Source organism: Paenibacillus sp. RC73, assembly GCF_044908085.1.
GTDB lineage: Bacteria > Bacillota > Bacilli > Paenibacillales > Paenibacillaceae > Paenibacillus > Paenibacillus terrae_A.
The window spans coordinates 38,589-62,740 of record NZ_JBIYCV010000018.1; the positions used below are offsets into that span (position 1 = coordinate 38,589).

At 46.9% G+C, this 24,152-nt stretch carries 26 protein-coding genes, 1 rRNA gene and 1 other annotated feature; all 27 genes read right to left on the reverse strand.

What is annotated here, in order from left to right; translation table 11 throughout:
• Positions 1 to 187: 187 nt before the first annotated feature.
• Positions 188 to 802 carry a class I SAM-dependent methyltransferase gene (locus ABH897_RS25935; RefSeq protein WP_283657362.1) on the reverse strand — a complete coding sequence of 205 codons (615 nt, stop codon included), beginning with the start codon at positions 800 to 802 and terminating at the stop codon, positions 188 to 190.
• Between the two features lie 149 nt (positions 803 to 951).
• Positions 952 to 1,317 (reverse strand): 50S ribosomal protein L7/L12, encoded by a 366-nt coding sequence (gene rplL, locus ABH897_RS25940; protein WP_025685943.1) that lies wholly within the window; start codon positions 1,315 to 1,317, stop codon positions 952 to 954.
• Between the two features lie 69 nt (positions 1,318 to 1,386).
• Positions 1,387 to 1,890 (reverse strand): 50S ribosomal protein L10, encoded by a 504-nt coding sequence (gene rplJ, locus ABH897_RS25945; RefSeq protein WP_134912299.1) that lies wholly within the window; start codon positions 1,888 to 1,890, stop codon positions 1,387 to 1,389.
• A 72-nt stretch (positions 1,891 to 1,962) separates the two neighbouring features.
• Positions 1,963 to 2,114: a sequence feature (ribosomal protein L10 leader region), on the reverse strand.
• A gap of 68 nt (positions 2,115 to 2,182) precedes the next feature.
• The gene (rplA, locus tag ABH897_RS25950) at positions 2,183 to 2,875 is read right to left on the reverse strand and encodes a 50S ribosomal protein L1 (RefSeq protein WP_014278322.1); all 693 of its coding nucleotides are present in this window, start codon (positions 2,873 to 2,875) and stop codon (positions 2,183 to 2,185) included.
• Between the two features lie 88 nt (positions 2,876 to 2,963).
• On the reverse strand, positions 2,964 to 3,389 hold the full coding sequence (gene rplK / locus ABH897_RS25955) for a 50S ribosomal protein L11 (RefSeq protein WP_014278323.1): 426 nt from the start codon (positions 3,387 to 3,389) through the stop codon (positions 2,964 to 2,966).
• Positions 3,390 to 3,462: 73 nt separating this feature from the next.
• A complete protein-coding gene (gene nusG, locus ABH897_RS25960) occupies positions 3,463 to 3,996 on the reverse strand; it encodes a transcription termination/antitermination protein NusG (protein ID WP_014278324.1) in 534 nt (177 codons plus the stop codon).
• A 22-nt stretch (positions 3,997 to 4,018) separates the two neighbouring features.
• A complete protein-coding gene (gene secE, locus ABH897_RS25965) occupies positions 4,019 to 4,210 on the reverse strand; it encodes a preprotein translocase subunit SecE (RefSeq protein ID WP_044647199.1) in 192 nt (63 codons plus the stop codon).
• Positions 4,211 to 4,230: 20 nt separating this feature from the next.
• Positions 4,231 to 4,380: a 50S ribosomal protein L33 gene (gene rpmG / locus ABH897_RS25970; RefSeq protein WP_023990562.1), complete on the reverse strand. Its 150-nt coding sequence runs from the start codon at positions 4,378 to 4,380 to the stop codon at positions 4,231 to 4,233.
• Positions 4,381 to 4,713: 333 nt separating this feature from the next.
• Positions 4,714 to 5,358, reverse strand: a complete 645-nt coding sequence (sigH, locus tag ABH897_RS25975; protein ID WP_014278325.1) for an RNA polymerase sporulation sigma factor SigH — start codon at positions 5,356 to 5,358, stop codon at positions 4,714 to 4,716.
• A gap of 177 nt (positions 5,359 to 5,535) precedes the next feature.
• On the reverse strand, positions 5,536 to 6,057 hold the full coding sequence (locus ABH897_RS25980; protein ID WP_044647198.1) for an NYN domain-containing protein: 522 nt from the start codon (positions 6,055 to 6,057) through the stop codon (positions 5,536 to 5,538).
• A 4-nt stretch (positions 6,058 to 6,061) separates the two neighbouring features.
• A complete protein-coding gene (gene rlmB / locus ABH897_RS25985; RefSeq protein WP_404521548.1) occupies positions 6,062 to 6,808 on the reverse strand; it encodes a 23S rRNA (guanosine(2251)-2'-O)-methyltransferase RlmB in 747 nt (248 codons plus the stop codon).
• A 58-nt stretch (positions 6,809 to 6,866) separates the two neighbouring features.
• The gene (locus tag ABH897_RS25990) at positions 6,867 to 7,325 is read right to left on the reverse strand and encodes a Mini-ribonuclease 3 (protein WP_014278328.1); all 459 of its coding nucleotides are present in this window, start codon (positions 7,323 to 7,325) and stop codon (positions 6,867 to 6,869) included.
• On the reverse strand, positions 7,322 to 8,725 hold the full coding sequence (cysS, locus tag ABH897_RS25995; RefSeq protein ID WP_404592891.1) for a cysteine--tRNA ligase: 1,404 nt from the start codon (positions 8,723 to 8,725) through the stop codon (positions 7,322 to 7,324). Before cysS ends, ABH897_RS25990 begins: the two co-directional genes overlap by 4 nt.
• A 24-nt stretch (positions 8,726 to 8,749) precedes the next feature.
• Entirely contained in the window at positions 8,750 to 9,430 is a 681-nt protein-coding gene (gene cysE, locus ABH897_RS26000) for a serine O-acetyltransferase (protein ID WP_283653470.1), read from the reverse strand.
• A 491-nt stretch (positions 9,431 to 9,921) separates the two neighbouring features.
• Positions 9,922 to 11,382 carry a glutamate--tRNA ligase gene (gltX, locus tag ABH897_RS26005; RefSeq protein WP_283653471.1) on the reverse strand — a complete coding sequence of 487 codons (1,461 nt, stop codon included), beginning with the start codon at positions 11,380 to 11,382 and terminating at the stop codon, positions 9,922 to 9,924.
• 24 nt (positions 11,383 to 11,406) lie between these two features.
• Positions 11,407 to 11,898 carry a 2-C-methyl-D-erythritol 2,4-cyclodiphosphate synthase gene (gene ispF / locus ABH897_RS26010; RefSeq protein WP_283653472.1) on the reverse strand — a complete coding sequence of 164 codons (492 nt, stop codon included), beginning with the start codon at positions 11,896 to 11,898 and terminating at the stop codon, positions 11,407 to 11,409.
• Positions 11,895 to 12,593: a 2-C-methyl-D-erythritol 4-phosphate cytidylyltransferase gene (ispD, locus tag ABH897_RS26015; RefSeq protein WP_283653473.1), complete on the reverse strand. Its 699-nt coding sequence runs from the start codon at positions 12,591 to 12,593 to the stop codon at positions 11,895 to 11,897. The genes ispF and ispD overlap by 4 nt, the downstream gene beginning before the upstream one ends.
• Before the next feature lie 70 nt (positions 12,594 to 12,663).
• Positions 12,664 to 13,749 (reverse strand): PIN/TRAM domain-containing protein, encoded by a 1,086-nt coding sequence (locus ABH897_RS26020; protein ID WP_283653474.1) that lies wholly within the window; start codon positions 13,747 to 13,749, stop codon positions 12,664 to 12,666.
• A 192-nt stretch (positions 13,750 to 13,941) separates the two neighbouring features.
• Positions 13,942 to 14,688, reverse strand: a complete 747-nt coding sequence (gene pssA / locus ABH897_RS26025) for a CDP-diacylglycerol--serine O-phosphatidyltransferase (protein ID WP_044647190.1) — start codon at positions 14,686 to 14,688, stop codon at positions 13,942 to 13,944.
• A 54-nt stretch (positions 14,689 to 14,742) separates the two neighbouring features.
• On the reverse strand, positions 14,743 to 15,819 hold the full coding sequence (gene disA / locus ABH897_RS26030) for a DNA integrity scanning diadenylate cyclase DisA (protein WP_134912280.1): 1,077 nt from the start codon (positions 15,817 to 15,819) through the stop codon (positions 14,743 to 14,745).
• 12 nt (positions 15,820 to 15,831) lie between these two features.
• Positions 15,832 to 17,205 (reverse strand): DNA repair protein RadA, encoded by a 1,374-nt coding sequence (radA, locus tag ABH897_RS26035; RefSeq protein ID WP_134912279.1) that lies wholly within the window; start codon positions 17,203 to 17,205, stop codon positions 15,832 to 15,834.
• A 301-nt stretch (positions 17,206 to 17,506) separates the two neighbouring features.
• Positions 17,507 to 19,951, reverse strand: a complete 2,445-nt coding sequence (clpC, locus tag ABH897_RS26040) for an ATP-dependent protease ATP-binding subunit ClpC (protein ID WP_044647187.1) — start codon at positions 19,949 to 19,951, stop codon at positions 17,507 to 17,509.
• 44 nt (positions 19,952 to 19,995) lie between these two features.
• Positions 19,996 to 21,060, reverse strand: coding sequence for a protein-arginine kinase McsB (mcsB, locus tag ABH897_RS26045; protein WP_283653475.1), 1,065 nt, complete (start codon positions 21,058 to 21,060; stop codon positions 19,996 to 19,998).
• A gap of 29 nt (positions 21,061 to 21,089) precedes the next feature.
• Complete coding sequence (mcsA, locus tag ABH897_RS26050) at positions 21,090 to 21,614, reverse strand: protein-arginine kinase activator protein McsA (protein ID WP_044647185.1); 525 nt, start codon at positions 21,612 to 21,614, stop codon at positions 21,090 to 21,092.
• A 69-nt stretch (positions 21,615 to 21,683) separates the two neighbouring features.
• On the reverse strand, positions 21,684 to 22,148 hold the full coding sequence (locus ABH897_RS26055; protein ID WP_283653476.1) for a CtsR family transcriptional regulator: 465 nt from the start codon (positions 22,146 to 22,148) through the stop codon (positions 21,684 to 21,686).
• Between the two features lie 568 nt (positions 22,149 to 22,716).
• On the reverse strand, positions 22,717 to 23,904 hold the full coding sequence (locus ABH897_RS26060; RefSeq protein ID WP_404592892.1) for a GNAT family N-acetyltransferase: 1,188 nt from the start codon (positions 23,902 to 23,904) through the stop codon (positions 22,717 to 22,719).
• Between the two features lie 161 nt (positions 23,905 to 24,065).
• Positions 24,066 to 24,152, reverse strand: a 5S ribosomal RNA gene (gene rrf / locus ABH897_RS26065); the annotation flags it as partial.

Here is a 24,152-nt window from a genome sequence, read left to right on the forward strand (position 1 = left end):
CCTCTTACCGGAAGATCTTCATCACTTGTAGATTTGCCCAAAATGATTGTATTATACGTAATAGGTATAAATACTATACCCTTCTACGCATAAATCTATTGACATTTCAACAAACTAAAGCCATGGAGGGCATCCTAATACTGACATTTTATAATAATATCACAGACCAGGATTCAAGTCAATGGTCCTATTGCATTTTTCTAAAACTTTTTTTCGCCTTCAAAATACGGTAACCTTTATCCTTCGTAACTTCCTCCACACGTCCGAAAAGGCTCTCAATTTTAGCGCTTGCCGAAGGGGCACCCTGCTTTTTCTGAATAACCACCCACAAAGTTCCACCTTCATTTAAATGTTCATAAGCAAGCTCAAAAATGGTATGAACCGTTTCCTTACCCGCACGTATAGGGGGATTCGTTAGAATCACGTCAAAACGATCATCTTTCACTTGCTCAAACAGATCGCTTTGCTTTATGGTCACATTGGTAATCCCATTCCGTTCGGCATTCTCTATTGCCAGTTGAACGGCTCGCTCGTTAATATCTACCATTGTAACGTGACCATTCGGTACAAGCGTCGCTGCCGTCAAACCAATCGGTCCATAGCCGCACCCTACATCCAGCACCGAAGCCTGTGCTGGAAGCTGCATCGCCTCAATTAACACACGGCTACCGTAATCAATTCCCTGCTTGGAGAAAACGCCTGAATCGCTGGCAAAACGGTATGTCCGCCCCCGCAGCTCTGTTTCGAGGCTCCGCCGTTCATGCGCCGTTTCTGGCCGTTTGGAGTAATAATGATCAGACATTCATGACCACCTCCTTTGGTTGGTAATACCATCATAGCCTTCACTATTACGTTCCAGACATGCTTGTACTGCCGATTTACAGCAACAAACCCCTTGAAGATCACCTCAAGGGGTTTGTTTTAGTGCATTGTCTGCTAGATAGCAGTCAATTATTTCACTTCTACGGAAGCGCCTGCTTCTTCCAATTTTGCTTTCAAGGAATCAGCTTCTTCTTTCGCGATTTTTTCTTTCAGTGGTTTTGGAGCGTTGTCAACCAGTTCTTTTGCTTCTTTCAGGCCAAGACCTGTGATTTCGCGAACTGCTTTGATAACGTTGATTTTGGAAGCGCCAGCGCTTGTCAAAATTACGTCGAACTCGGATTGCTCAGCTTCTGCTGCGCCACCTGCTGCGCCGCCTGCTACAGCTACTGGAGCTGCTGCAGTTACGCCGAATTCTTCTTCGATTGCTTTCACGAGATCGTTCAGTTCCAATACGGACATACCTTTAATCGCTTCCAAGATTTGCTCTTTACTCATGGTTGAACCTCCATTTAAATTCTTATTTTTTTGTTTTCAATCTGCTATACAGCAGCTTTAATCCCTAACTTATGCACTTTGCTCTTCTTTTTCTGCAACAGCTTTAACTGCAAGCGCGAAGTTGCGCACAGGAGCTTGAAGCACGCTGAGGAGCATGGAAAGGAGACCTTCGCGGGATGGCAGTTCTGCCAGCGCTTTAATTTCCTCAACACCGATAACACGGCCTTCTACAACTGCACCTTTTAGTTCCAGCGCAGTGTTTTTCTTAGCGAAATCATTCAAGATTTTAGCTGCAGACACTGCATCATCTTTGCCGAACGCGATTGCAGTAGGACCTGTCAATACTGCGTCCAGTTCAGTCAATTCTGCTGCCGCAGTTGCACGACGAAGCAGCGTGTTTTTCAGCACTTGAAATTCGATTCCTGCTTCGCGAAGCTGCTTACGCAGCTCAGTTACTTGGGCAACATTCAGACCGCGATAGTCAGCAACCACAGTCGTTACGCTCTCGCGCAATTTTGCAGCTACAACTTCAACAGCTTCTTGTTTTGCTTGAATCACTTTTGCATTTGCCAAACTGTACACCTCCTGATCAATTTATCCGCTCTGCTCGACCAACCTATCCGGTGGTCGTCCAAAGCTACCTTCATGAGCATGAAAAAAGCCTCCGTAGAGTACGAAGGCTTGATAAATCTACATGGACGAGACGAGCCCGTCACATGAAACGTTCTATCATAACACCTCGGTAGGAAATTAAGCCCGAAGGCACCTACTGTCTACGGTAAGCATATTCAACTTTAATGGTCAGTCACACGGACTTACAACTTTTACAGAATAACAAAATCAATTGAACGTGTCAATCAAAATATTATTTGTAAACAGATGCGTTCACACGAGCACTTGGTCCCATAGTCGAAGAAATAGCGATGTTTTTCAGGTATACACCTTTAGCAGCCGCTGGCTTCGCACGGTTCAAGGCTTCGATCAAAGCTTTAAGATTCTCGTTCAGTTGTTCAGCACTGAAGGAAGCTTTGCCGATTGGCGCATGAATTTGACCTGCTTTGTCGAGACGGTATTCGATTTTACCGGCTTTAATTTCTTGAACAGCCTTGGCAACGTCGAAAGTAACTGTGCCTGCTTTAGGGTTTGGCATTAAGCCTTTACCACCGAGCAAACGACCCAGTTTACCAACCTCACTCATCATATCAGGTGTCGCAACGCAGACGTCGAATTCGAACCAGCCTTGTTGAATTTTGTTGATCATATCTTGATCGCCAACAAAATCAGCGCCAGCCGCTTCGGCTTCTTTCACTTTGTCACCTTTTGCAAATACCAGAACACGTTGTGTTTTACCCGTACCATGCGGCAGGACAACAACACCACGAACAGCCTGGTCTTGTTTACGGGAATCTACGCCCAGACGGACTGCTGCTTCAACAGTTTCGTCAAATTTAGCAGTTGCGCCTTTTTTCACCAATTCAACGGCTTCCAAAGGCTCATAAGTCGCTTCGCTGTCGATCAGCTTAGCGGCTTCCAAGTACTTCTTACCATGTTTAGCCATAATCTTTTCCTCCTTATGTGGTATTAGCGGATATTCCTCCCACACTTGCCGGACAGTCAAACTGCCGGCACACGAAGACTAATAAAAATTAGTCTACGATGGTGATACCCATGCTGCGAGCAGTACCTTCAACCATACGCATTGCCGATTCTACGGAAGCTGCGTTAAGGTCAGGCATTTTTTGCTCAGCAATTTGACGAACGGTAGCGCGATTTACAGTTGCAACTTTCGTTTTGTTCGGTTCACCGGAACCTTTTTCGATTTTAGCAGCAACTTTCAACAGCACAGCAGCCGGTGGAGTTTTGGTGATGAACGTAAAAGAACGATCTTCAAACACCGAAATTTCAACCGGGATGATCAGGCCTGCTTGATCAGCAGTACGAGCATTGAACTCTTTACAGAATGCCATGATGTTGACACCTGCTTGACCCAAAGCTGGACCTACTGGAGGCGCTGGATTAGCTTTACCTGCAGGGATCTGCAGTTTTACCATTTTGATTACCTTTTTTGCCACGGATGACACCTCCTTGACTCAATAGTGGTAGACGGACCTAATGATCCTCCCACAAGAAACCTGTAAGAAAAATCTATATTTTCTCCACCTGAGTATAATCCAACTCAAGCGGGGTTTCCCGTCCAAACATGTTGACGTGAACCTTAAGCTTGCTCTTCTCAACCAAAATTTCTTCCACGGAGCCCACAAAATTCGCAAAAGGACCAACTTTAATTCGCACGGATTCCTTAACATCGAATTCGATCTTCGGTTTCGGCTCTACCATGCCCATATGCTTCAGAATCTGTTCAACTTCTTCTGGAAGCAAAGCTGTCGGTTTGGAACCCGAGCCTGTTGATCCTACAAATCCCGTAACACCTGGTGTGTTGCGCACAACATACCAAGAGTCGTCAGTTTGAACCATTTCGACCAAGACATAACCAGGGTAAACTTTACGCATAACGGTCTTTTTCTTACCGTCCTTGGTTACCAGTTCTTCTTCCATTGGAACAAGAACGCGGAAAATCTTGTCCTCCATGCCCATGGACTCAACGCGTTTCTCCAAATTGGCTTTGACTTTGTTCTCATACCCTGAATAGGTATGAACGACGTACCATCTTTTTTCCATATCAAGCCACCTGGAACCCTTCCTAGATAATCGCTTCGATCGCAGCGGAAATGCCGATATCGAGAACCCAAAAATAAATCGTGACAAACGCAATCGTCCCAATGACAATCAGCGTATAGTTGGTCAGTTCTTTACGATTGGGCCAGCGAACCTTCTTGAGTTCAGCCCAGCTTTCAGAGAAAAAGGAAAACAGAGACTTGAAACTGCGTTTCACGCCGACTACACCTCCAAAAACTATCTAGTTTCCCGATGAGAAGTCTGTTCGTTACAGGACTTACAGAATTTCTTCATCTCCATGCGGTCGGGGTGATTACGCTTGTTTTTCGTCGTTGTGTAATTTCTTTGTTTGCATGTTGTACAAGCCAAAGTAATAATTACCCGCATGATGTGCACCTCCCGAAGACATCCAACACCGGAAGTCTCATAATTGATCCTAAAAAAAACCGCGAATTTAGGCCTACCTAAAACACTTTATCACACGCGGTTTTGCATGTCAACGAATGTTTGCATACATTTCGCAGTCCCGGCTGTGGTGCATTTTAACATCTGTTCATCCTTTAAAAGTCATCTCTGAAAAACCTCTCCAAGATCCATGCGATATCTATTATTTGTCTTTTTCAGTATAAATCATTCTTAACACATATAAACCTGCATATCCTGCCCTTAACGAATAAAAAAAGACTCAGACTCGAGCCTTTTCCCTGCCAGCCTCTACTTTCAGCTATCCCTTACTTCCAAATACTTTTCAAGTTTGCGCTTGACCCGTTGCAGCGCATTATCAATAGATTTCACGTGGCGGTCAAGGTCCTCGGCAATTTCCTGATATGAACGTCCGTCCAGATACAGCATAAGTACCTTCCGTTCCAGCTCGCTCAGAATCTCGGACATCTTGTCCTCAAGGCCCACAAACTCTTCCTGATTGATAATCAGCTCTTCAGGATCACTTACCTGTGTTCCGCAAATCACGTCCAGTAACGTTCGATCCGACTCTTCATCATAAATGGGCTTGTCCAGAGATACGTAGGAATTCAGAGGAATGTGCTTTTGTCGTGTAGCTGTCTTGATTGCCGTAATAATCTGTCTTGTAATGCACAGCTCGGCAAAGCCCTTGAACGAAGCAAACTTGTCTCCCTTAAAATCACGAATAGATTTGTAGAGACCAATCATGCCCTCCTGAATAATATCCTCGCGATCAGCGCCGATCAGGAAGTAGGATCTGGCCTTGGCCCGCACGAAGTTCCGATATTTATTAATCAGAAACTCCAGTGCCTCCCCATCACCTTCATGGACTGCTCCGACAATGTCTTCATCATTTTTGTAATCAAACTTTGACAACATGATATCCTTGAGGTCCACACTCACTAACAATCCCTCCGGCTGCAACGCAAGATACCCGTTACTCTCTCAAATATACGACAAGTATACGCGATGTAACCTAATACCGTCAACCACAACAGCCTAAAAAAGAAGAGCGCTAACAAAATTGTCAATGGTTTCAAAATGGGGAAGTGTCCAATTAATGGATTTTCTTTCTCTGGGCTATTCTCTTCTCCAGCGCTCAAACAGCTTTCGAATTTCCGGGCTCAGCTTGGCATCCAGCGAATTGCGGGACAACTTAGCGCTATCCTGCTCTATCCGCTTTTTCACTTCCTTTTCAGATTCCTCAATCTCGATCAGAAGCTCACGCGCCGACACCCTGAGCGCTCCTTGCCCAAAAGCGACATGTTGTTCCACCTGATCACTTGTTGCCACATAAATGCTTCTTCTCCGGCTGCTTAACTCCCGAACCAATCGCTCGATGCACTCGTCAGCGGTCTCTTTTTCTTTGGTAAAATAAATCTGTACTTTACTCTGGGAATACGTTTTACCCAATCCTGGCACCCGGTAAGCATCAAAAACGACGATGACTCTTCTGCCGGAATACGCCTGATGATCCGCGAGTCGTTCAAGCAGTCTGTCCCTCGCTTCCTGCATACCAGATTGTACCAGTGCGGAAAGTTCGGGCCAGGCTCCAATCATATTGTAACCGTCCACAAGCAGAACATCCCGCGTGTCAGCCATATCATTAGCCCCGTGCCTGTCGGCCGCGCAACACTTCGTACATCACGACACCTGCGGCTACAGAAGCATTCAGGGAATTGATTTGCCCAGCCATCGGCAGCTTAACGAGTACGTCACATTTCTCGCGGATCAAACGGCCCATCCCTTTATTTTCGTTACCAATGACGATAGCAACTGGCCCTGTGAATACACCATTTCCAAAAACCGGGTCCGTAGCTGTCACATCTGTGCCAACTACCCATACACCTTCCTCTTTGAGACGGTCGATGGTTTGCCCCAAATTGTTTACACGCGCCACCGGAACATACTCAACCGCCCCCGCTGATGTTTTGGACACCGTTACAGTTACTGCCGCTGAACGTCTTTTCGGCACGATTACGCCATGTGCCCCTGTGCAGTCCGCTGTCCGAAGGATAGACCCCAGATTATGTGGATCTTCAATCTCATCCAATAGGATCAAAAACGGCTCTTCTCCCTTACTACGTGCAGTTGCAAGCAGTTCTTCCACTTCAGCGTAGGCAAAAGGTGCAGCCTGTGCAACCACTCCCTGATGCTGTATTCCCGGAACCATTTGATCAAGCTTTCGCTTATCCACCTGTAAAACAATGATCCCCGCTTTTTTAGCCTCAGCCGTAATGGGCAATGTCAGATGCTTTTGTGCATTATCCGCAATCCATATTTTATTTATCGTTCTGCCTGAGCGAAGCGCCTCCGTTACCGAATGCTTACCGGCAATCCATTCTTCTTCCATATCTAGCTTCCTCCCGGAAAACGGCGGATGTTTGGCGCATTTGATCCGACGTTCCCAATTAAGATTTTTCTGTATTTTCCATTTGTGCAATACCATACGTAATCAATTCTCTCATTCTGTCCAAACGTCCGTCACAATAAAGAAAGCCAAACAATCCCTCCAGCGCAGTAGCATGACGATACTCAAGTACATCCGCATTTTTGGGCAGGCTTCCTGACTTGGCATTTCTGCCTTGTCTGACAATATCACGTTCTTCCTCCGTCAGCACCGTCTCCAGCAGCACGAGCATACGGCTCTGCGCCTTGGCAGAGACCAGCCCTGTGGCCCGCCGATGTAAATGGTTCGGACGCAGATTGGGCTGCGCCAGCAAATATTGCCGCACCGCGACCTCATACACAGCATCGCCAATGTAAGCCAGTGCAATCGGCGGCATCAGGCGGGCTGGCTTGGACGCAGGATACGGGAACCAGTTTCCCGCACCTTCCGAAGCCCCCGTGTTCAATGGCTTATCACTCATTTTCGCCGCCACCGCATACCCTGCGCTGTATCCTCAAGCACGATTCCTTTGACAGCGAGCAGATCGCGAATTTCATCGGCTCTGCCCCAGTTCTTGGTTTTACGAGCTTCGACACGTTCTGCAATTAATTGCTCAATTTCATCATCCAGCAGTTCTTCTTTTGGTTCCGAATATATGCGAAGTACATTATTCATCGAATGAAAGGTATGCAGCACCGCCTGCAATTCTGCCTGATTGACAACGTCACGCTGCAACAAATGGTTGGCTTCGCTAACCCATTCAAATACAGCAGTAATCGCATCAGGCGTATTGAAATCATCATCCATTTTTTCGACAAACTGCTGCAAAATTCCGTCAAGCTTCGTTTGCAGCTCGGCCGATACTTCTTCATTACCTTTCAACGCATTAGCTAAACGATGCTGCACGTTGGCCACTGCATTGGCAATCCGTTCGACACTGTTCTCCGCCTGACTCATCGTCTCATGATTGTAGTTTAACGGATTCCGGTAATGCGTCGACAGCATAAAATAACGTAAAGCCTCGGGCTTGTGACGAACACGCAGATCTTTAACCAAAATACCATTACCGAGTGATTTCGACATTTTTTCATTATCAATGCGAATATATCCGTTATGCATCCAGTAACGCGCCAATGGCTTACCCGTAATCACCTCCGATTGTGCGCATTCGCATTCATGATGTGGGAATTGCAAATCCTGTCCGCCCCCGTGAATATCCAGCGTATCTCCCAGATAGTGGCGGGCCATGGCAGAGCATTCGATATGCCAGCCCGGGCGGCCGTCGCCCCAAGGACTTGACCAATAAATTTCTCCTGGCTTGGCAGCCTTCCAGAGAACAAAATCCCCGGCATTTTCCTTACGTTCATCCACATTAATGCGAATCCCGAACTGAAGCTCCTCCAGATTCTGACCCGACAACTGACCGTAGCATTTGAATTTTTTCGTCCTATAGAACACATCGCCATCATTCTCATAGGCATATCCTTTATCTACCAGTTCCTTGATAAAATCAATAATCAGATCCATACTCTCAGTTACACGCGGATTCATACTGGCGGCAGGAACATTCAATCCTGTCAGATCCTCATGGTAGGCTGCAATAAATTTCTCGGCAACTGCCGGAACATCCATATCAAGTTCCCGAGCTTTGCGGATCAGCTTATCATCGACATCCGTAAAATTCACCACATAATTCACATCATAGCCCAGATACTCCAGGTAGCTGCGCACCACGTCAAACACAATTACAGGTCGTGCATTACCAATATGAATGTAATCATACACAGTAGGTCCGCATACATACATTTTAACCTTTCCAGGCTCCAGTGGAACAAAAGGCTCTCGGCTCCTCGACATTGTATTATAAATTTGAAGCGGCATCGTTGTATTCCTCCCTCATGAAAATTATCCTTGTAATTTATTCTCTTGAGTCACCTGATGTTTCTGAGCAGATCGCTCATCCTTCAAATCAGACAATTCTGCACGTAATCGTTCTATTTCCAATTGAAGCTCCCGCATAGAATCCACAACCGGATCAGGCAGTTGGTGACTAAGTCGGTCTGGACGTCTGCCATCTTGTCTGACCACTCGCCCCGGGATCCCCACCACCGTACTGTTTGGCGGAACCTCTTTAAGTACAACCGAGTTGGAGCCAATGTTGGACTGCGCCCCAATTGTAAAAGAGCCCAATATCTTTGCGCCGGAGCCTATAACAACATTATTCCCAATGGTGGGATGGCGCTTCCCCTTCTCTTTCCCCGTCCCTCCAAGAGTGACCCCCTGGTATAACACAACATCGTCGCCGATCTCACAGGTTTCGCCGATGACCACTCCCATGCCATGGTCAATGAACAGCCGATCTCCAATACGAGCGCCGGGATGGATTTCAATCCCTGTCATAAACCGCGATACCTGAGATATAATACGGGCTAGAGTACACCACTTTCGCAGATAAAACCAATGTGCGATTCGGTGTGCCCAAAGGGCATGAACGCCGGAATACGTAAAAATAACCTCCAGCTTACTCCGGGCGGCCGGATCATTATCCAAAACAGTTTGAATGTCGGATTTGATATGTCTGAACATGTCGCCCTCCTATTTCCCCCATTTCCTTGCCGCATCTTCACACAACTCCATGTTTCGCCAATTTTCGCATTCGTCAGCACACTTCGACATTTTTCACCTTTAACGAGCTTGAGTCTGATAAAAATGAAAAAGCGCCTCCGCAGCCTAAGCTGCAGAGACGCATGAACGTGGTCCCACTCTGCTTCAGGCAAACCTGCTGCATATAAGCAGAGAAGCCCGTCTTTGGCGTCCGGTAACGAGAACGATTCGGCACACCCTTGCCATATCAGCAGTCGACGCTGACGCTAATTAGGGTTCGGGCGCACGGCTCCCAGGTGCATTTCCTCCGCAGGTCATCTGGACGGCTTCCAGCCCCGGGGTTCCCCTCGGCCGTCCTCTCTGGCAAATGCCCTTATGCAGTGTACTTCTCCTGTTCTCAGCCTTTACACGTAAATATCAATCCGTATCAATGGAGTCATTATAGCGAAAAGACAACAAATTGACAAGAAATATCAGCCTTTAATTTGTGCCCTGAGACGGTCCAGTACCTTGTCACGTCCGAGCAAAAAGATCGTTTCATTCAAATCTCGTCCATGAGTTTGACCTGTAAGGGCCACACGAATCGGCATAAACAACTGTTTCCCTTTAAAGCCGGTTTCCTTTTGAACTTCCTTGATCAGCTTGGCCATTTGTGGAGCCGCAAATTCCTCACTCGCTTCCACCTTGCCAGCAAAGGCTTTAAGCACCTCAGGAACCTGCTCTTCAGCCAGCACAGCCGCAGCTTCCGTATCAAGCTCCAGATGCGAACGGAAAAACAACTCAGACAAAGCCACAATGTCGGACGCAGAGTTCATTTGTTCCTGATACAAGCGAACAAGAGCCTTGGCCCAGTCCTGCTGCTCCGCAGATAATTCATTCGGTAACAGCCCCGCTGCTTGCAAATGAGGAATCGCCATACCAGCAATCCGCTCAGGATCGGCTTTTTTAATATAATGATTGTTCAGGTAAGCCAGCTTGTTGGTATCAAAGACAGCCGGACTTTTGGACAAACGGTTGGGATCGAAAATCGAAATCAATTGTTCCCGGTCATAAATTTCTTCTTCGCCTTCCGGGGACCAACCCAGCAGCGCAATAAAATTGAATATAGCTTCTGGTAAGTAGCCTAATTTGTCGTACTGCTCCATAAACTGAATAATGGACTCGTTGCGTTTGCTAAGCTTTTTGTGATCATCGCCCACGATCAGTGTCATATGACCAAAGATTGGAGGCTCCCAGCCAAGCGCTTCAAAGATCATCAATTGTCGCGGTGTATTGGAGACATGATCCTCGCCTCGCAGCACATGCGATATTTTCATCAAATGATCGTCCACCGCCACTGCAAAGTTATATGTCGGAATACCATCTTTTTTGACGATAACAAAATCGCCGCTTTCCTTCGAATTGAACGTGATTTGGCCTTTGACCATATCATTAAACGTATATTCGCGATCTTCTGGTACGCGGAAACGGATACTTGGTACACGACCCTCCGCTTCGAATGCCTGACACTGTTCCTCCGTCAGATCACGGTGTTTCCCGGAGTAGCGTGGTGTCTCCCCACGTTCCGTCTGTTCTTCACGTTCGCGTTCCAGTTCTTCTTCGGTACAGTAGCAGCGGTAAGCCAAGCCACGATCCAGCAGATCCTGCCAATAGGTTTTGTATATATCCAAACGTTCAGTCTGACGGTAAGGTCCATACTCGCCTCCGACATCCACGCTTTCATCCCAATCCATACCCAACCATTTCAGATATTTAAGCTGGCTTTCTTCCCCGCCTGCAATGTTGCGTTTCACATCTGTATCTTCAATACGAATAATAAACTTGCCACCTTGGTTCCGAGCATACAAATAATTAAATAATGCCGTTCTGGCATTTCCAATATGCAGATGCCCTGTTGGGCTTGGGGCATAACGTACACGAACTTCCGTGCTCATAAAATCTCCTCCAAATCTAAGTTCTCAAGATGATAGCATACCCTTTACAAGACAGACAACCGATTGAGCCGCGATTCCTTCACCCCGCCCGGCAAAGCCAAGCTGCTCCGTCGTAGTTGCCTTAACGTTTACTTGGGAAGGATCTTCTGCTTCCAACGCACGAGCGATAACTTCATTCATCTTCGGGATGTAAGATGCCATTTTGGGCTTTTGCGCAATAATCGTAGAATCAATATTCCCCAAGCGGTATCCCCGCTCTTTGGCCAAACTCCATACATGCTCCAGCAGCTTGAGACTGTCGGCATCCTTGAATTCCAGATCGTTATCCGGAAAGTGCTTCCCAATGTCACCCAGACCGAGCGCGCCCAGAATGGCGTCGCTAACCGCATGCAGCAGCACGTCAGCATCGGAATGACCCAGCAATCCCTTTTCATAAGGAATATTCACGCCCCCGATAATGCACGGCCTTCCTTCCACCAGCTGGTGAACGTCAAACCCTTGTCCCACTCTGATCATCTGATATCCTCTCCCTCTGTCTTTACCCATAACTCCGCCATATCCAAGTCCTCAGGCGTGGTAATTTTGATATTTTTGTAGCTGCCCTGAACGACAGTGACCGGAATACCTAATCGCTCCACCAGCATCGAATCGTCTGTCCCCAAAAATCCTGCCTGCTCCGCTTCCTCGTAAGCCAGCAGCAGATCGGAAAGACGAAAAGTCTGTGGCGTTTGAATGCTCCACAGACTTCGGCGATCCGGCGTTGCCGTAATGACACCATCCCCGTTCACTTGCTTAACTGTATCCTTTACAGGTACTGCCGCTACAGAAGCACCGGTACGCTGGGCTGTCTCCAGACATGAACGTATAAGCTCAGGCTGAATGAGCGGGCGTACACCATCATGCACCATCACCCAATCTGCTTGCAGGTGGCTCAGACCGCGATATACCGAATGCTGACGTTCACTGCCTCCAGCCACCACCTGTACGTCCTTGCCGATTCGGTATTGACTAATCCACTCTTGACAGCGCTCGACATCTTCTGCCCCCGTCACCATCACCATTTCATCCACTTCGGGCATGGCTGCGAATATCTCAAGTGTATGTATGAAGATGGGCTTGTCCCGCAAAAGCAAAAATTGCTTGCTTTCCGGCGTTCCCATACGGGAGCCGCGCCCAGCCGCCACAATGACGACTCCTACCCGATTGTTCATTGAAATGACTCCTGCCTTGATCGCACTTGGACGATCCGTATGATTACACATCTACTTCATCATACCGCGTTTATTGAGCTTTTTCCAATAATTTCGGTTTGGCAAAAATCATACGGCCCGCAGAGGTCTGAAGTACGCTTGTAACCAGCACCTCCATCAGCGAACCGATGTAGTCACGTCCGCCTTCCACAACGATCATCGTACCATCATCCAGATAGGCCACACCTTGCCCATGCTCCTTGCCGTCTTTGATAATCTGCACCATAATTTCCTCACCGGGCAGCACTACAGGCTTCACTGCATTTGCCAGGTCATTAATATTCAGCACCGATACACCTTGAAGCTCACACACCTTATTCAGGTTAAAATCGTTCGTTACCACCTTACCCTGTAGCACCTTTGCCAGCTTGACCAATTTGCTGTCGACCTCTGAAATCTCCTCAAAATCGCCTTCGTAAATCAATACATTTACATCCAACTCTTTTTGAATCTTGTTCAAAATATCCAGACCTCGCCGCCCGCGGTTACGCTTGAGTAAATCCGACGAATCTGCAATATGCTGAAGCTCCTCCAGCACAAATTCGGGAATAACAATCGTTCCTTCGATAAAACCAGTCTTGCAAATATCCGCAATACGTCCGTCTATAATAACACTGGTGTCCAAAATTTTATGTTCCTCCAGCTTGCGTTCTTCCACACCCGTACCTCGACCAAAAAAACCCGAACTCCAAAATGAGGACAGCTCGTCCCGCTTTTCCAGTCCGACCATCACTCCCACATATCCGCATACGATGGTAACGGCCGTTTGAATCAGTTGACCTGGTGCCCCTAGCCATGACAAGAGCGGGTAAACCGCTAAGGAAAGGATCAAGCCCACCGCTAATCCAATCGCACCTGCCATCATCTCGTTCATCGGAATCCGTACCAAACCTTCGATCCCCTGTTGTAACCGATTAGCCACAGCTGTTCCGGCGAGCGAGCATCCAGCCATAAACAACACAGCTCCCGCAATCATCCAAACAGCCATTCCCGGTAAAGAACCATCACTCAGCCAATGGGGCAACCATGATACGATACCTCCTACCCGATGGTATAACGTATAGCCGAACCACGCTCCGCACAAACCTGTAAAAGTTAAAATAGCCTTTCTCCACATCGAGTCTCTATACCTCCTTTGTTTTCTGTTCGTACACCCTGTATTTATTGGATATACATCACTTTCCTTACCAGTATGATCCAATTTTCACTCAACTAACCCTATGTATTTGATTTTTTATGCATAAAAAAAACATCTATCTCCCTAAAGTGATCCAAGGAAATAAATGCTTAATTGTTTTCTCGCTTAATACTAATGCTGTGAATGACGATATTGATCATCCTGTTCTTCCTGAGTGGAACGTCCTCGACCGCGTCCACGTCTACGTGACAGCTTACGGATATTGAGTTTCATGCCATACAATGCATACAGCACCAACGGCACGAAAATCAGCTTCGATAATTGATCCGGGAATTTAACCGCCAGTACAACGGCAGCAATTACAACCCATGGAGCGATCCAGATCGCTTTCTTCGGAAGGCCCACCTTTTTTAAGTTCGGATATTTCATCGAGCTGACCATCAAATAAGAGACAAGCAGCATCGCAATCGACATGTATAACAGAGAAATATCGTTATGGAATAAGGACAAAGTGGCTAACACACCACCTGCTGCCGGAATCGGCAAGCCTGTAAAATAACCCGGTACACCAGGACGTACATTAAAACGAGCCAAACGTAACGCTCCGCACATCGGAAAAATAGCCGTAACCGTCCAGGCCAAAGCCGAATTAGCATCATGAAAAGCAACCATGTACATAATAACTGCGGGAGCTACACCAAAAGATATCATATCTGATAAGGAGTCCAGTTCTTTACCGAATTCGCTCTGGGCATTTAGCGCCCGGGCCATTCGTCCATCCAGTCCGTCCAACAACATGGCGACAATAACCATAATAGCGGCAAGACTGTATTTTCCGTCTACGGCCAATAAAATGGCGATCATTCCGAGAAACAAGTTACCTAAGGTACACATGTTCGGAATTGATTTGGTAATCATCTCTTCACCTCAATGTATGAATTGTTCCATTATAATCCTTTCACTGTATTACATTTACATTTGCCTGTCAATGAAAACTTGTTCCTGCAATCGTTTGAGTCCCTCTTTAATGGTACGCGCACGGACTTCTCCAATGCCATCTACTTCATCCAGTTCTTCAATCGTCGCTGTCATAACATGCGGAAAACGTCCAAACCGCTCCACCAGATTGTGAATGATCACATTCGGTAGACGTGGTATCTTGTTCAGCACCCGATAACCGCGCGCCACGATATATTCTTCTGATGTCGCAGCCGAAGACGGGTATCCCAGCAAACGCACAATATGATTTGCATCCAGCAGCTCATCGTCCGTGGAACGCTTGAGGCCCAATATAATGCCACGAATTTTCTCATCGCTATCGTCTTTGGCATAATCCTTATACAGTAGCCAAGCCTCTTCCTCGATATTACTGACAAGCTCATCCATCTGCATGCTAATTAAACGGCCCTCATTCCCAAGCTCGTTAATAAATCGTTTGATTTCCATTTTGATGCGCAGCACCATTTCGATCCGTTGGATAACATTTACCACTTCGGGCATGGTCACTAATTCTTCAAATTCGGATGCCGTCAAATTCGTCGAGGCTTGCCCCAACACGGATCTATACTTTTCCAGCGTCTGAATGGCCTGATTGGCTTTGGTTAAAATAACTCCGATTTCCTTGAGCGCATATCTCAGCGTTCCCTGATACAATGTAATAATATTACGCCGCTGCGAAATAGATACGACTAACTTGCCAGTTTGCTTGGCGACCCGCTCCGCTGTCCGGTGACGAATACCCGTTTCAATCGATGAGATAGAAGAATCAGGAATCAATTGCGTATTTGCGTATAAAATCCGTTTCAAATCCTCACTCAGTATGATGGCACCGTCCATCTTAGCCAGTTCATACAAATAGTTCGGTGAAAAATCACAGTTAATCGAGAAGCCGCCATCCACGACCTCCATTACCTCCGGGCTATAGCCAACGACCAGAAGAGCGCCCGTTTTGGCGCGCAACACGTTTTCCAGTCCGTCGCGAAAGGGAGTTCCCGGTGCCACAAGCCGCAGCAAATCATTCATTTTATCCAGTTGGCTCGCTTCTTTCATTCTCATTGCCCCCTAATCTAATGCGGCTGCCAATGCATCTGCCACCGTTCCTACTCCTACAATTTGTATCCCTTTCGGATGCGTCCAGCCCTTCAGGCTCTTCTCTGGCATAATCACCCGTTTAAAACCTAGCTTCTCCGCTTCCCGCACACGCTGCTCCGCTCTGGATACAGCACGCACCTCACCCGTCAGCCCCACCTCGCCAAAAATCACATCGTATGGCTTGGTAGGCGCATCTCGAAAACTGGAAGCAATACTCACCGCTATTGCCAGGTCCACCGCTGGTTCATCCAGCTTTACGCCCCCGGCCACATTTAGATACGCATCCTGATTTTGCAAAAACATGCCCATCCGCTTTTCCAACACGGCTATAATCAATCCCATTCGATGATGGTCAACCCCTGTACCCATTCGGCGTGGAGAAGGAAAATGCGTGGTCGCAATCAGCGCCTGCAGCTCAACCAATACAGGTCGTGTTCCTTCCATACTGGCGACAACAGTCGAACCAGCCACCCCCAGCGGTCGTTCGGACAAAAACAGCTCGGAAGGATTCGACACCTCACGCAAGCCGCTTTCAGCCATTTCAAAAATACCAATTTCATTCGTAGAGCCAAAACGATTCTTAACCGCACGCAACAGCCGATACGTATGATGGCGCTCTCCTTCAAAATAAAGCACACAATCGACCATATGCTCCAACAGACGCGGGCCTGCAATGGCCCCTTCCTTGGTTACATGTCCTACCAGCACCGTTGCAATTCCTAATCCCTTGGCAATCCGCATAAAACGTGAAGTACATTCCCGTACCTGTGCTACACTCCCCGGCGCACTCGTCACCTCAGGCAAATATACAGTCTGGATAGAGTCAATCACCAGAAACTCCGGTTTCAAGCTGTCTACCGCTTCTTCAATCGTCTCCAAATTCGTCTCACATAATACGTATAAATTGGGGGACAGGGCACCGAGACGGTCTGCACGCAGCTTCGTCTGACGGACCGATTCCTCACCTGACACGTACAGCACCTTTAAACCGGTTAAAGCCAGCTCATTCGATGTCTGTAGCATAAGTGTAGATTTTCCAATCCCCGGATCACCGCCCACCAGAACGAGTGAACCTGGCACCACGCCTCCCCCGAGCACGCGATTCAATTCGCCTATTCCCGTCAAAATTCGTGCTTCTTTGCCGCTCTCCACTTCGATAATAGGGAGCGGTTTATCTTTTGTGCTATGAGTAAGAAGGGAAGAACCCATTCCTTGAGTTTTAACAACGCTTTCCGTTTCCTCCACCATGGAATTCCATGCCTGGCATCCGGGACATTTTCCATACCATTTGGGCGATTCATAACCGCACTCCGTACAGGAAAATTTAGTTTTCACTTTAGCCATACTTTGTTCCTTGGCTCCTTATATGACAACGATCAATGTCGGATTTATCTTCACACAGCCGGAAAGAGCTGTAACAATAAAAGTTTACCATTGAAGCTTGGCGGACGTAAAGCGATATCACAAACTTTTCCAAAGCTCTTATCCGACCGCTCCACAGTGCTTTATACACAAAAAGGGCGCCCTCGCCACAGCTTTTCAGCCTGCGAGACACCCTTTCTGACCACTTTTATTGTGCTAATCTATCGTACCTCTGTCCTTTTTGGGCAAAAGCCGATGATTATCGTTAACTTTTATTGCCTGCTCAGGACTTCGCGGATACGTTATCCTTTTTTGTAACGGTCAACGCACCGTTCTCTTCATCAATAAAGAGAGAATCACCTTTAGTGATATTACCCGACAGCAACTCCTCAGACAGACGGTCCTCGATATGCTTCTGGATCGCACGACGCAATGGACGCGCACCATACGCCGGATCAAAGCCTTCCTTCGCAAGGAATGCCTTAGCCTTGTCTGTCAACTCAAAGTCCACCTCGTACTCATTCAGACGCTTACGCAGCTCTTCGGACATAAGGGACACGATTTCGGCAATGTGTTTTTCTTCGAGAGAATGGAAAACGATAATTTCATCAATCCGGTTCAAGAACTCGGGACGGAAGCTTTTCTTCAGTTCATCCATCACTTTGCCCTTCATGTTATCATAATCCGCTCCAGCGTCCACAACAGCTGTAAAGCCGAGCGTGGAGTTACGTTTGATCGCCTGTGCACCCACATTGGATGTCAGGATGATGAGTGTGTTGCGGAAATCGACAACACGGCCTTTGGAATCCGTCAGACGTCCATCTTCCAGCACTTGCAGAAGAATGTTGAACACTTCTGGATGTGCTTTTTCAATCTCATCCAGCAGTACGACGGAGTAAGGTTTACGACGCACCTTCTCAGTCAATTGACCGCCTTCTTCATATCCAACATATCCTGGAGGCGCTCCTACCAGACGGGACGTGGAATGCTTCTCCATGTATTCGGACATATCGATTCGGATAACCGCATTTTCATCTCCGAACATGGATTCAGCCAACGCGCGTGCCAGCTCAGTTTTACCAACCCCGGTTGGACCGAGGAAAATAAAGGAGCCGATTGGACGTTTCGGATCTTTCAGTCCGGCACGTGCCCGGCGAATAGCCCGGCTAACTGCCTTAACTGCTTCATCCTGCCCAATTACCCGCTCATGCAGCAACTCTTCCATGTTCAACAAGCGATGCGTTTCTTCCTCTTTCAGCTTGCTAACCGGAACACCTGTCCAAATCGCAACGACCTGAGCAATATCCTCCGGTGTTACTTCGGAATCTGTACGTCCCTGTTGCTCTTTCCATTGGTTTTTCGTAACATCCAGCTCTTCACGAATTTTCTGCTCTGTATCACGCAATGCAGCCGCCTTTTCGAACTCTTGGCTTTGTACAGCCGAATCCTTTTCCTTACGAATATCTTCCAGACGGTTTTCCAGCTGTTTCAGGTTTGGCGGTACTGTATAGGAATTCAGCCTTACCTTGGAACCTGCTTCATCAATAAGGTCAATTGCTTTATCCGGCAGGAAGCGGTCGGTGATATAACGATCTGACAATTTTACTGCCGCTTCAATGGCTTCATCCGTAATTTTCACACGGTGATGCGCTTCATAACGGTCACGCAGGCCGTACAGAATTTGAACAGCTTCTTCTGGAGAAGGCTGATCTACCGTAATCGGCTGGAAGCGACGTTCCAAAGCAGCGTCCTTTTCAATATATTTGCGGTATTCGTCCAGCGTTGTCGCACCGATGCATTGCAGCTCGCCACGTGCCAGAGCAGGCTTTAAAATGTTGGAGGCATCAATGGCACCTTCAGCTCCACCAGCACCAATCAGCGTATGCAGCTCATCAATGAACAATACGATGTTTCCTGCTTGACGAATCTCGTCCATAATCTTTTTCAAACGATCCTCAAATTCACCACGATATTTGGTGCCTGCTACCACAGAGCCCATATCGAGTGTCATTACGCGCTTGTCGCGCAACGTTTCGGGAATCTCATTGGCAATAATTTTTTGCGCCAATCCTTCGGCAATTGCTGTTTTACCTACCCCTGGCTCACCGATCAGAACCGGATTGTTCTTTGTACGGCGGCTGAGCACCTGAATTACACGTTCAATTTCCTTACTGCGCCCAATGACAGGGTCCAGGTTGTTTTCCTTCGCAGATGCCGTCAAATCACGTGCCAAGCTGTCCAGCGTTGGTGTGCTGACATTAGCTGGAGCACCATGATGGCTGGAAACAGCCTCACTGCTGCCGAGCAATTGAAGCACTTGCTGACGTGCTTTATTCAGGCTGATACCCAGGTTATTCAGTACACGGGCTGCTACACCTTCGCCTTCACGGATAAGACCGAGCAAAATATGCTCCGTACCTACATAGGTATGGCCCAACTTACGAGCTTCATCCATAGACAGCTCGATGACCTTTTTGGCGCGTGGAGTATAGGCAATGTTCGTCGGTTGTTCTTGACCGCGTCCAATCAGCGTTTCCACTTCATCCTGAATTTTTTCCAGTCCCAGCCCTAAACCAATCAAGGCTTTCGCTGCAATTCCTTCACCTTCACGAATGAGGCCGAGCAAAATGTGCTCCGTGCCAATGTTGTTGTGTCCCAATCGAACAGCTTCTTCCTGAGCCAAGGCAAGCACTTTTTGTGCGCGTTCCGTAAATCTTCCAAACATCATATATCCTGCACCTCCACAGTGTGTATTTCAGATCATTCTATATATTAAAGGGTTGTGCCTAATTTTTGCCGGATCAGCTTCGCCCGGTACATATCGCGCTCACCGGTGTTCATTTTATCACCAAAGCTTTTTTGCAGAAATCCGGGTTGCGTCATCACATTCAGCTCATTCATCGCTGCTGTGGATGGACGCTCCAAAATCCCCAAGTCCACGCCAAGACGTACATCAGACAACCGCTGTGCGGCCTCCTTGGATTCCAGTACCGCTGCATATGACAAAATACCGAATGAACGCATCACCCGATCTGTAATCCGCAGCATGGACTCATTCATCAGTCGTTCCCTGGCGGAACGTTCATGCTCTATAATTTGCAGTACAACGCCATGCAGATTTTCGATAATTTCCGCTTCGGTCTGTCCCAGTGTAATCTGATTGGATACCTGAAACAGATTGCCGACCGCTTCGCTTCCTTCACCATAAATACCGCGAACGGTAAGACCTACCTGTGAAACAGCGGACAAAATTCGATTAATCTGATGAGTCATGACCAATGCGGGCAGATGCATCATCACCGAAGCTCTCATCCCTGTGCCGACATTCGTCGGACAACTGGTCAGAAAGCCTCTACGATCATCAAATGCATAATCGACATGCGCCTCAAATGCATCATCAATAACCGTAGCACGTTCCCAAGCTTCTCTAACCTGACATCCCGGATATAAGCACTGGATACGCAGATGATCCTCTTCGTTTATCATAACACTAACCGATTCATCATCGCTAATCAAAACAGCACCGTTACGAGATTCATTCGCCAAATTAGGGCTAATCAAATGCTTCTCAACCAGTACCTGCTTGTCGATCTCATCCAACTCGGATATTTTCAGGGTATGAAAGGTACCAAAGCGGCCTAAATCATCATACTGAAGGATATCCGTCAAACGTTGAAGTGCTTCTTCCGACTGCTGGTTGGTAGCAAGCATGGGAAAAGGCAGGTGCTGCAAGTTACGCGCAATTCTCACCCGGCTGCTAATGACAATCTCCGAATCCGCAGCTTCACCACGCATCCAATCACTTAGCGGCTTTTCCGTAAACCGGATATTGGGCATTACGCATCCCCTCCTACTCTTCACAAACTTTACTCTTCGGTCATTTCTTTTTCAAGCTTTCTGATTTGATCCCTAAGCTCAGCGGCTGATTCGAATTCTTCCTGTACAATATGCTGTTGCATCTCTTTTTTCAGATCATCAATTTGCCGTTTAACCTTCAATCGGCCTCCGGTGCGAACCGGAACCTTGCCCACATGGCTCGTACTGCCATGCACACGCTTGAACAAAGGGTCTAGACGGCTGTCAAAATATTGATAGCACGACGGACACCCAAAGCGCCCCAGCTTACTGAACTGTGCATAAGTCATGCCGCAATCCTTGCATTGCAGATTTTGCGGACCGCTATGGCCTGGTGACTGGCTCTTTGTGCTGGATTCAAAATCCAGCATACCCGACAACAAGCTATGAATTGAAAAGCCGTTAGGTGTACCAGGGATCATCTCCCCTTTTTCCTTCGCACACGTCTCACAAATATGAAACTCTGTCTTTTCGCCATTCACAATTTTGGTGAAATGCAAAGTTGCCGGCCGTTTATTACATTCTTGGCACAGCATAAAAGCACCTCCTTCAGCGTCAGGATTTTTGCAAATCCCTACTCCAAACCGTTAATCTTGAATCACACGCTATCTGGCCACCAGCAACGAAATCAGCATAGCCTTAAGCAGCCTTGCCCGTAGCTGGTCACGATAAGGAAGCTTCAGCAATAATGTGTCCCTTGATAAAGCAGCCTTCATTAAACCAGCTTCCCTTTTGCTTAAAAAAAGTGCTTCTTCCAGCTGATAAATCAGCCCTTCCGCTGCCGATTGGCTAATTTCCTCTCCAATGCTTTGATGGAGATGTGTATGAATCGCATGCTGTGCAGGCAGTTGAATTCGCTGAATGCGAATGTAACCCCCACCACCGCGTTTGCTTTCCACCACATAGCCTTTTTCCAGCGTAAAACGGGTACTGATTACATAATTAATTTGCGACGGCACGCAGGAAAAGCGGTCAGCCAAATCATTGCGCTGAATTTCCACTAAACCTTTGGGACTTTCCAGCAATATGCTCTTCAAATATTGTTCAATAATATCGGAAACATTGCGCATTTCATCATCCTCCACTAACGGAAACGCAAATATTCAGTACATTTCACGCTCCACAGAGTCCGCCGTATATTGAACTTAACCGAACGGTAAAGTCATGAATCTAAGCCAGTATCGAGGCTAATTAGCCCCCCTACCTCACTTAGAAACATCCCGTTTAGTTTCTAGTGTGACCTTTATTCGTAATAAATCATACACCTTCCCTCATGCTCATGAGATTACAGTGACGTTTATCTACAGATCAGGTCTGTCTTTTCATGCTGTGTTGGTGTCAATGTATTATATACGGCTAAAAACTCAGCGTATTCACACCATTCTAATGAAGCACTATAGACTCGATTGACTTTGACTTTCTTTGACTATAATCACATTATAGCACAAAATATATTTTTGCCAAGGGGTCAATATCATTTTTCGCAATCTAATTATGTTTTATACAATATAAGAAAAACTCTTCCCTTTACGGAAAGAGTTCTGAAAAATGTCGTTAAAATCATCCACACCTCATGCAAGGTATTTAAGCCAGACTCCCTAAAGAATGAAGACTCAAGAGCATTTAAGAGCATTATAATTAGAAAAAATCCAGCAAAAATGTTTGTTTTATCGGTATTACACGTTCTAATACAGACACAGACTCACCTCGCCCTGTAATACGACTCCACTTATACAGATCATCAGGCCGCTGATAGCCAAGCATCAGGGTGGTCAGCGACTGGATTCCCACGCTCAAGTCAGCTTCTACACCGTCCTCGGAAGAACTGCTTGGATCCACTCTGTCCAAATGTCCTTGCCCTTCCGCGTTGACCATCAATATCCATATACCTTCATTCCATGGAGCATAATGATCTGTCAGATGTAAGGTCAAACGTGTTTCCTCTCCAATTGCCTCAAAAGGATATTTCTCCACAAAAGCAGCTGCATCTACAATACGGCCCATAAAATAAGGCACTGTTTCCTGCTGAATTCGCGGATCTTCTAGCAGAAATGGCAGATTGTCATCAGCCGGAATGTAAATGAATTTACCCTGGGTTATCATCGAATCATGATTTGCAAAATACGTCCACAACGCCCGCCGTGCCGTCTCATTAAGATATACCAGTTCGTCGCAATTCAGCTGCTTATCTTCAATTTTGTAGAGTGCATATCCCTGAGGATCGCCTGCTTCAGAGTAATACACTGCGGTCCGGTAGTTCTTATTTAATGTCCGCTCTTCCCACCATTCCTTATCTCGTACCAGCGTACCATTATAACGCGAAGCATATGCTTGATACACTTGGTCCAGCTCAGAAATATCTTTGACATCCCGTTTGACCGTACCTTCGGTTTTAAGCTTGGCAGGGAACTTATCGATCGAAATAATATACTTTTTGTATTCAATATACGTTTCCCATCCAAATTTACGATAGAAGGCAAAAGAGAAAGGATGTAGAAAAGAAAGGCTCTGTCCCGCGACCTTCATCTCTTCAAGCACATGCGTTAAAAGGCGTGAAACCAGACCACCGCGTCGCTTTTCCGGCCATGTTGCCACACCAGCAATACCCCCCATGTCAAAAACCTGACCCTGTATGTATACCTGTAACGGTAGCAAAGTCAGCTTTGCATTCAAGTCATTTCCGTCGAAAATCCCCCAAGTTTGTTCTGGTTTGAATTTCTTTTTGGATTTCTCCAGATCCTCCGGGGACATTGTAAACTGAAAAGCATATTGAGACAACTCAATAGCAGCTTCAAATTCCTCACGTTGTAATTGTCTGATTTCCATAAGTTCGTCACCTCGCTCGTATACTTGGACTTCCGCAAAAAGATCACACCCTTAGAGTGTCGCAAAGCCTTCGTTCTCTGTCAACCTCAGGAACAGATGTTATAGCAAAAACACAAAAAAATAACCACAATCTCAAAGAGATCATGGTTATTTTTACTTTTGCTTGGCGACGTCCTACTCTCCCAGGACCCTGCGGTCCAAGTACCATCGGCGCTGGAGGGCTTAACGGTCGTGTTCGGGATGGGTAC

Bases quoted from the DNA above. Each gene is read 5' to 3' on its own strand.
- ispF (WP_283653472.1), bottom strand. From the start codon at position 11,898: ATGATCAGAGTGGGACAAGGGTTTGACGTTCACCAGCTGGTGGAAGGA.
- radA (WP_134912279.1), bottom strand. From the start codon at position 17,205: ATGGCTAAAGTGAAAACTAAATTTTCCTGTACGGAGTGCGGTTATGAA.
- nusG (WP_014278324.1), bottom strand. From the start codon at position 3,996: ATGGAAAAAAGATGGTACGTCGTTCATACCTATTCAGGGTATGAGAAC.
- clpC (WP_044647187.1), bottom strand. From the start codon at position 19,951: ATGATGTTTGGAAGATTTACGGAACGCGCACAAAAAGTGCTTGCCTTG.
- ABH897_RS26055 (WP_283653476.1), bottom strand. From the start codon at position 22,148: ATGCGCAATGTTTCCGATATTATTGAACAATATTTGAAGAGCATATTG.
- ABH897_RS25935 (WP_283657362.1), bottom strand. From the start codon at position 802: ATGTCTGATCATTATTACTCCAAACGGCCAGAAACGGCGCATGAACGG.
- rpmG (WP_023990562.1), bottom strand. From the start codon at position 4,380: ATGCGGGTAATTATTACTTTGGCTTGTACAACATGCAAACAAAGAAAT.
- ABH897_RS25990 (WP_014278328.1), bottom strand. From the start codon at position 7,325: ATGAGTGATAAGCCATTGAACACGGGGGCTTCGGAAGGTGCGGGAAAC.
- rplA (WP_014278322.1), bottom strand. From the start codon at position 2,875: ATGGCTAAACATGGTAAGAAGTACTTGGAAGCCGCTAAGCTGATCGAC.
- ispD (WP_283653473.1), bottom strand. From the start codon at position 12,593: ATGAACAATCGGGTAGGAGTCGTCATTGTGGCGGCTGGGCGCGGCTCC.
- mcsA (WP_044647185.1), bottom strand. From the start codon at position 21,614: ATGCTGTGCCAAGAATGTAATAAACGGCCGGCAACTTTGCATTTCACC.
- ABH897_RS25980 (WP_044647198.1), bottom strand. From the start codon at position 6,057: ATGGCTGACACGCGGGATGTTCTGCTTGTGGACGGTTACAATATGATT.
- pssA (WP_044647190.1), bottom strand. From the start codon at position 14,688: ATGATTACCAAATCAATTCCGAACATGTGTACCTTAGGTAACTTGTTT.
- cysE (WP_283653470.1), bottom strand. From the start codon at position 9,430: ATGTTCAGACATATCAAATCCGACATTCAAACTGTTTTGGATAATGAT.
- cysS (WP_404592891.1), bottom strand. From the start codon at position 8,725: ATGCCGCTTCAAATTTATAATACAATGTCGAGGAGCCGAGAGCCTTTT.
- rplL (WP_025685943.1), bottom strand. From the start codon at position 1,317: ATGAGTAAAGAGCAAATCTTGGAAGCGATTAAAGGTATGTCCGTATTG.
- disA (WP_134912280.1), bottom strand. From the start codon at position 15,819: ATGAAAGAAGCGAGCCAACTGGATAAAATGAATGATTTGCTGCGGCTT.
- rlmB (WP_404521548.1), bottom strand. From the start codon at position 6,808: ATGGAAGAAGAATGGATTGCCGGTAAGCATTCGGTAACGGAGGCGCTT.
- ABH897_RS26060 (WP_404592892.1), bottom strand. From the start codon at position 23,904: ATGGAAATCAGACAATTACAACGTGAGGAATTTGAAGCTGCTATTGAG.
- ABH897_RS26020 (WP_283653474.1), bottom strand. From the start codon at position 13,749: ATGTGGAGAAAGGCTATTTTAACTTTTACAGGTTTGTGCGGAGCGTGG.
- gltX (WP_283653471.1), bottom strand. From the start codon at position 11,382: ATGAGCACGGAAGTTCGTGTACGTTATGCCCCAAGCCCAACAGGGCAT.
- mcsB (WP_283653475.1), bottom strand. From the start codon at position 21,060: ATGCCCAATATCCGGTTTACGGAAAAGCCGCTAAGTGATTGGATGCGT.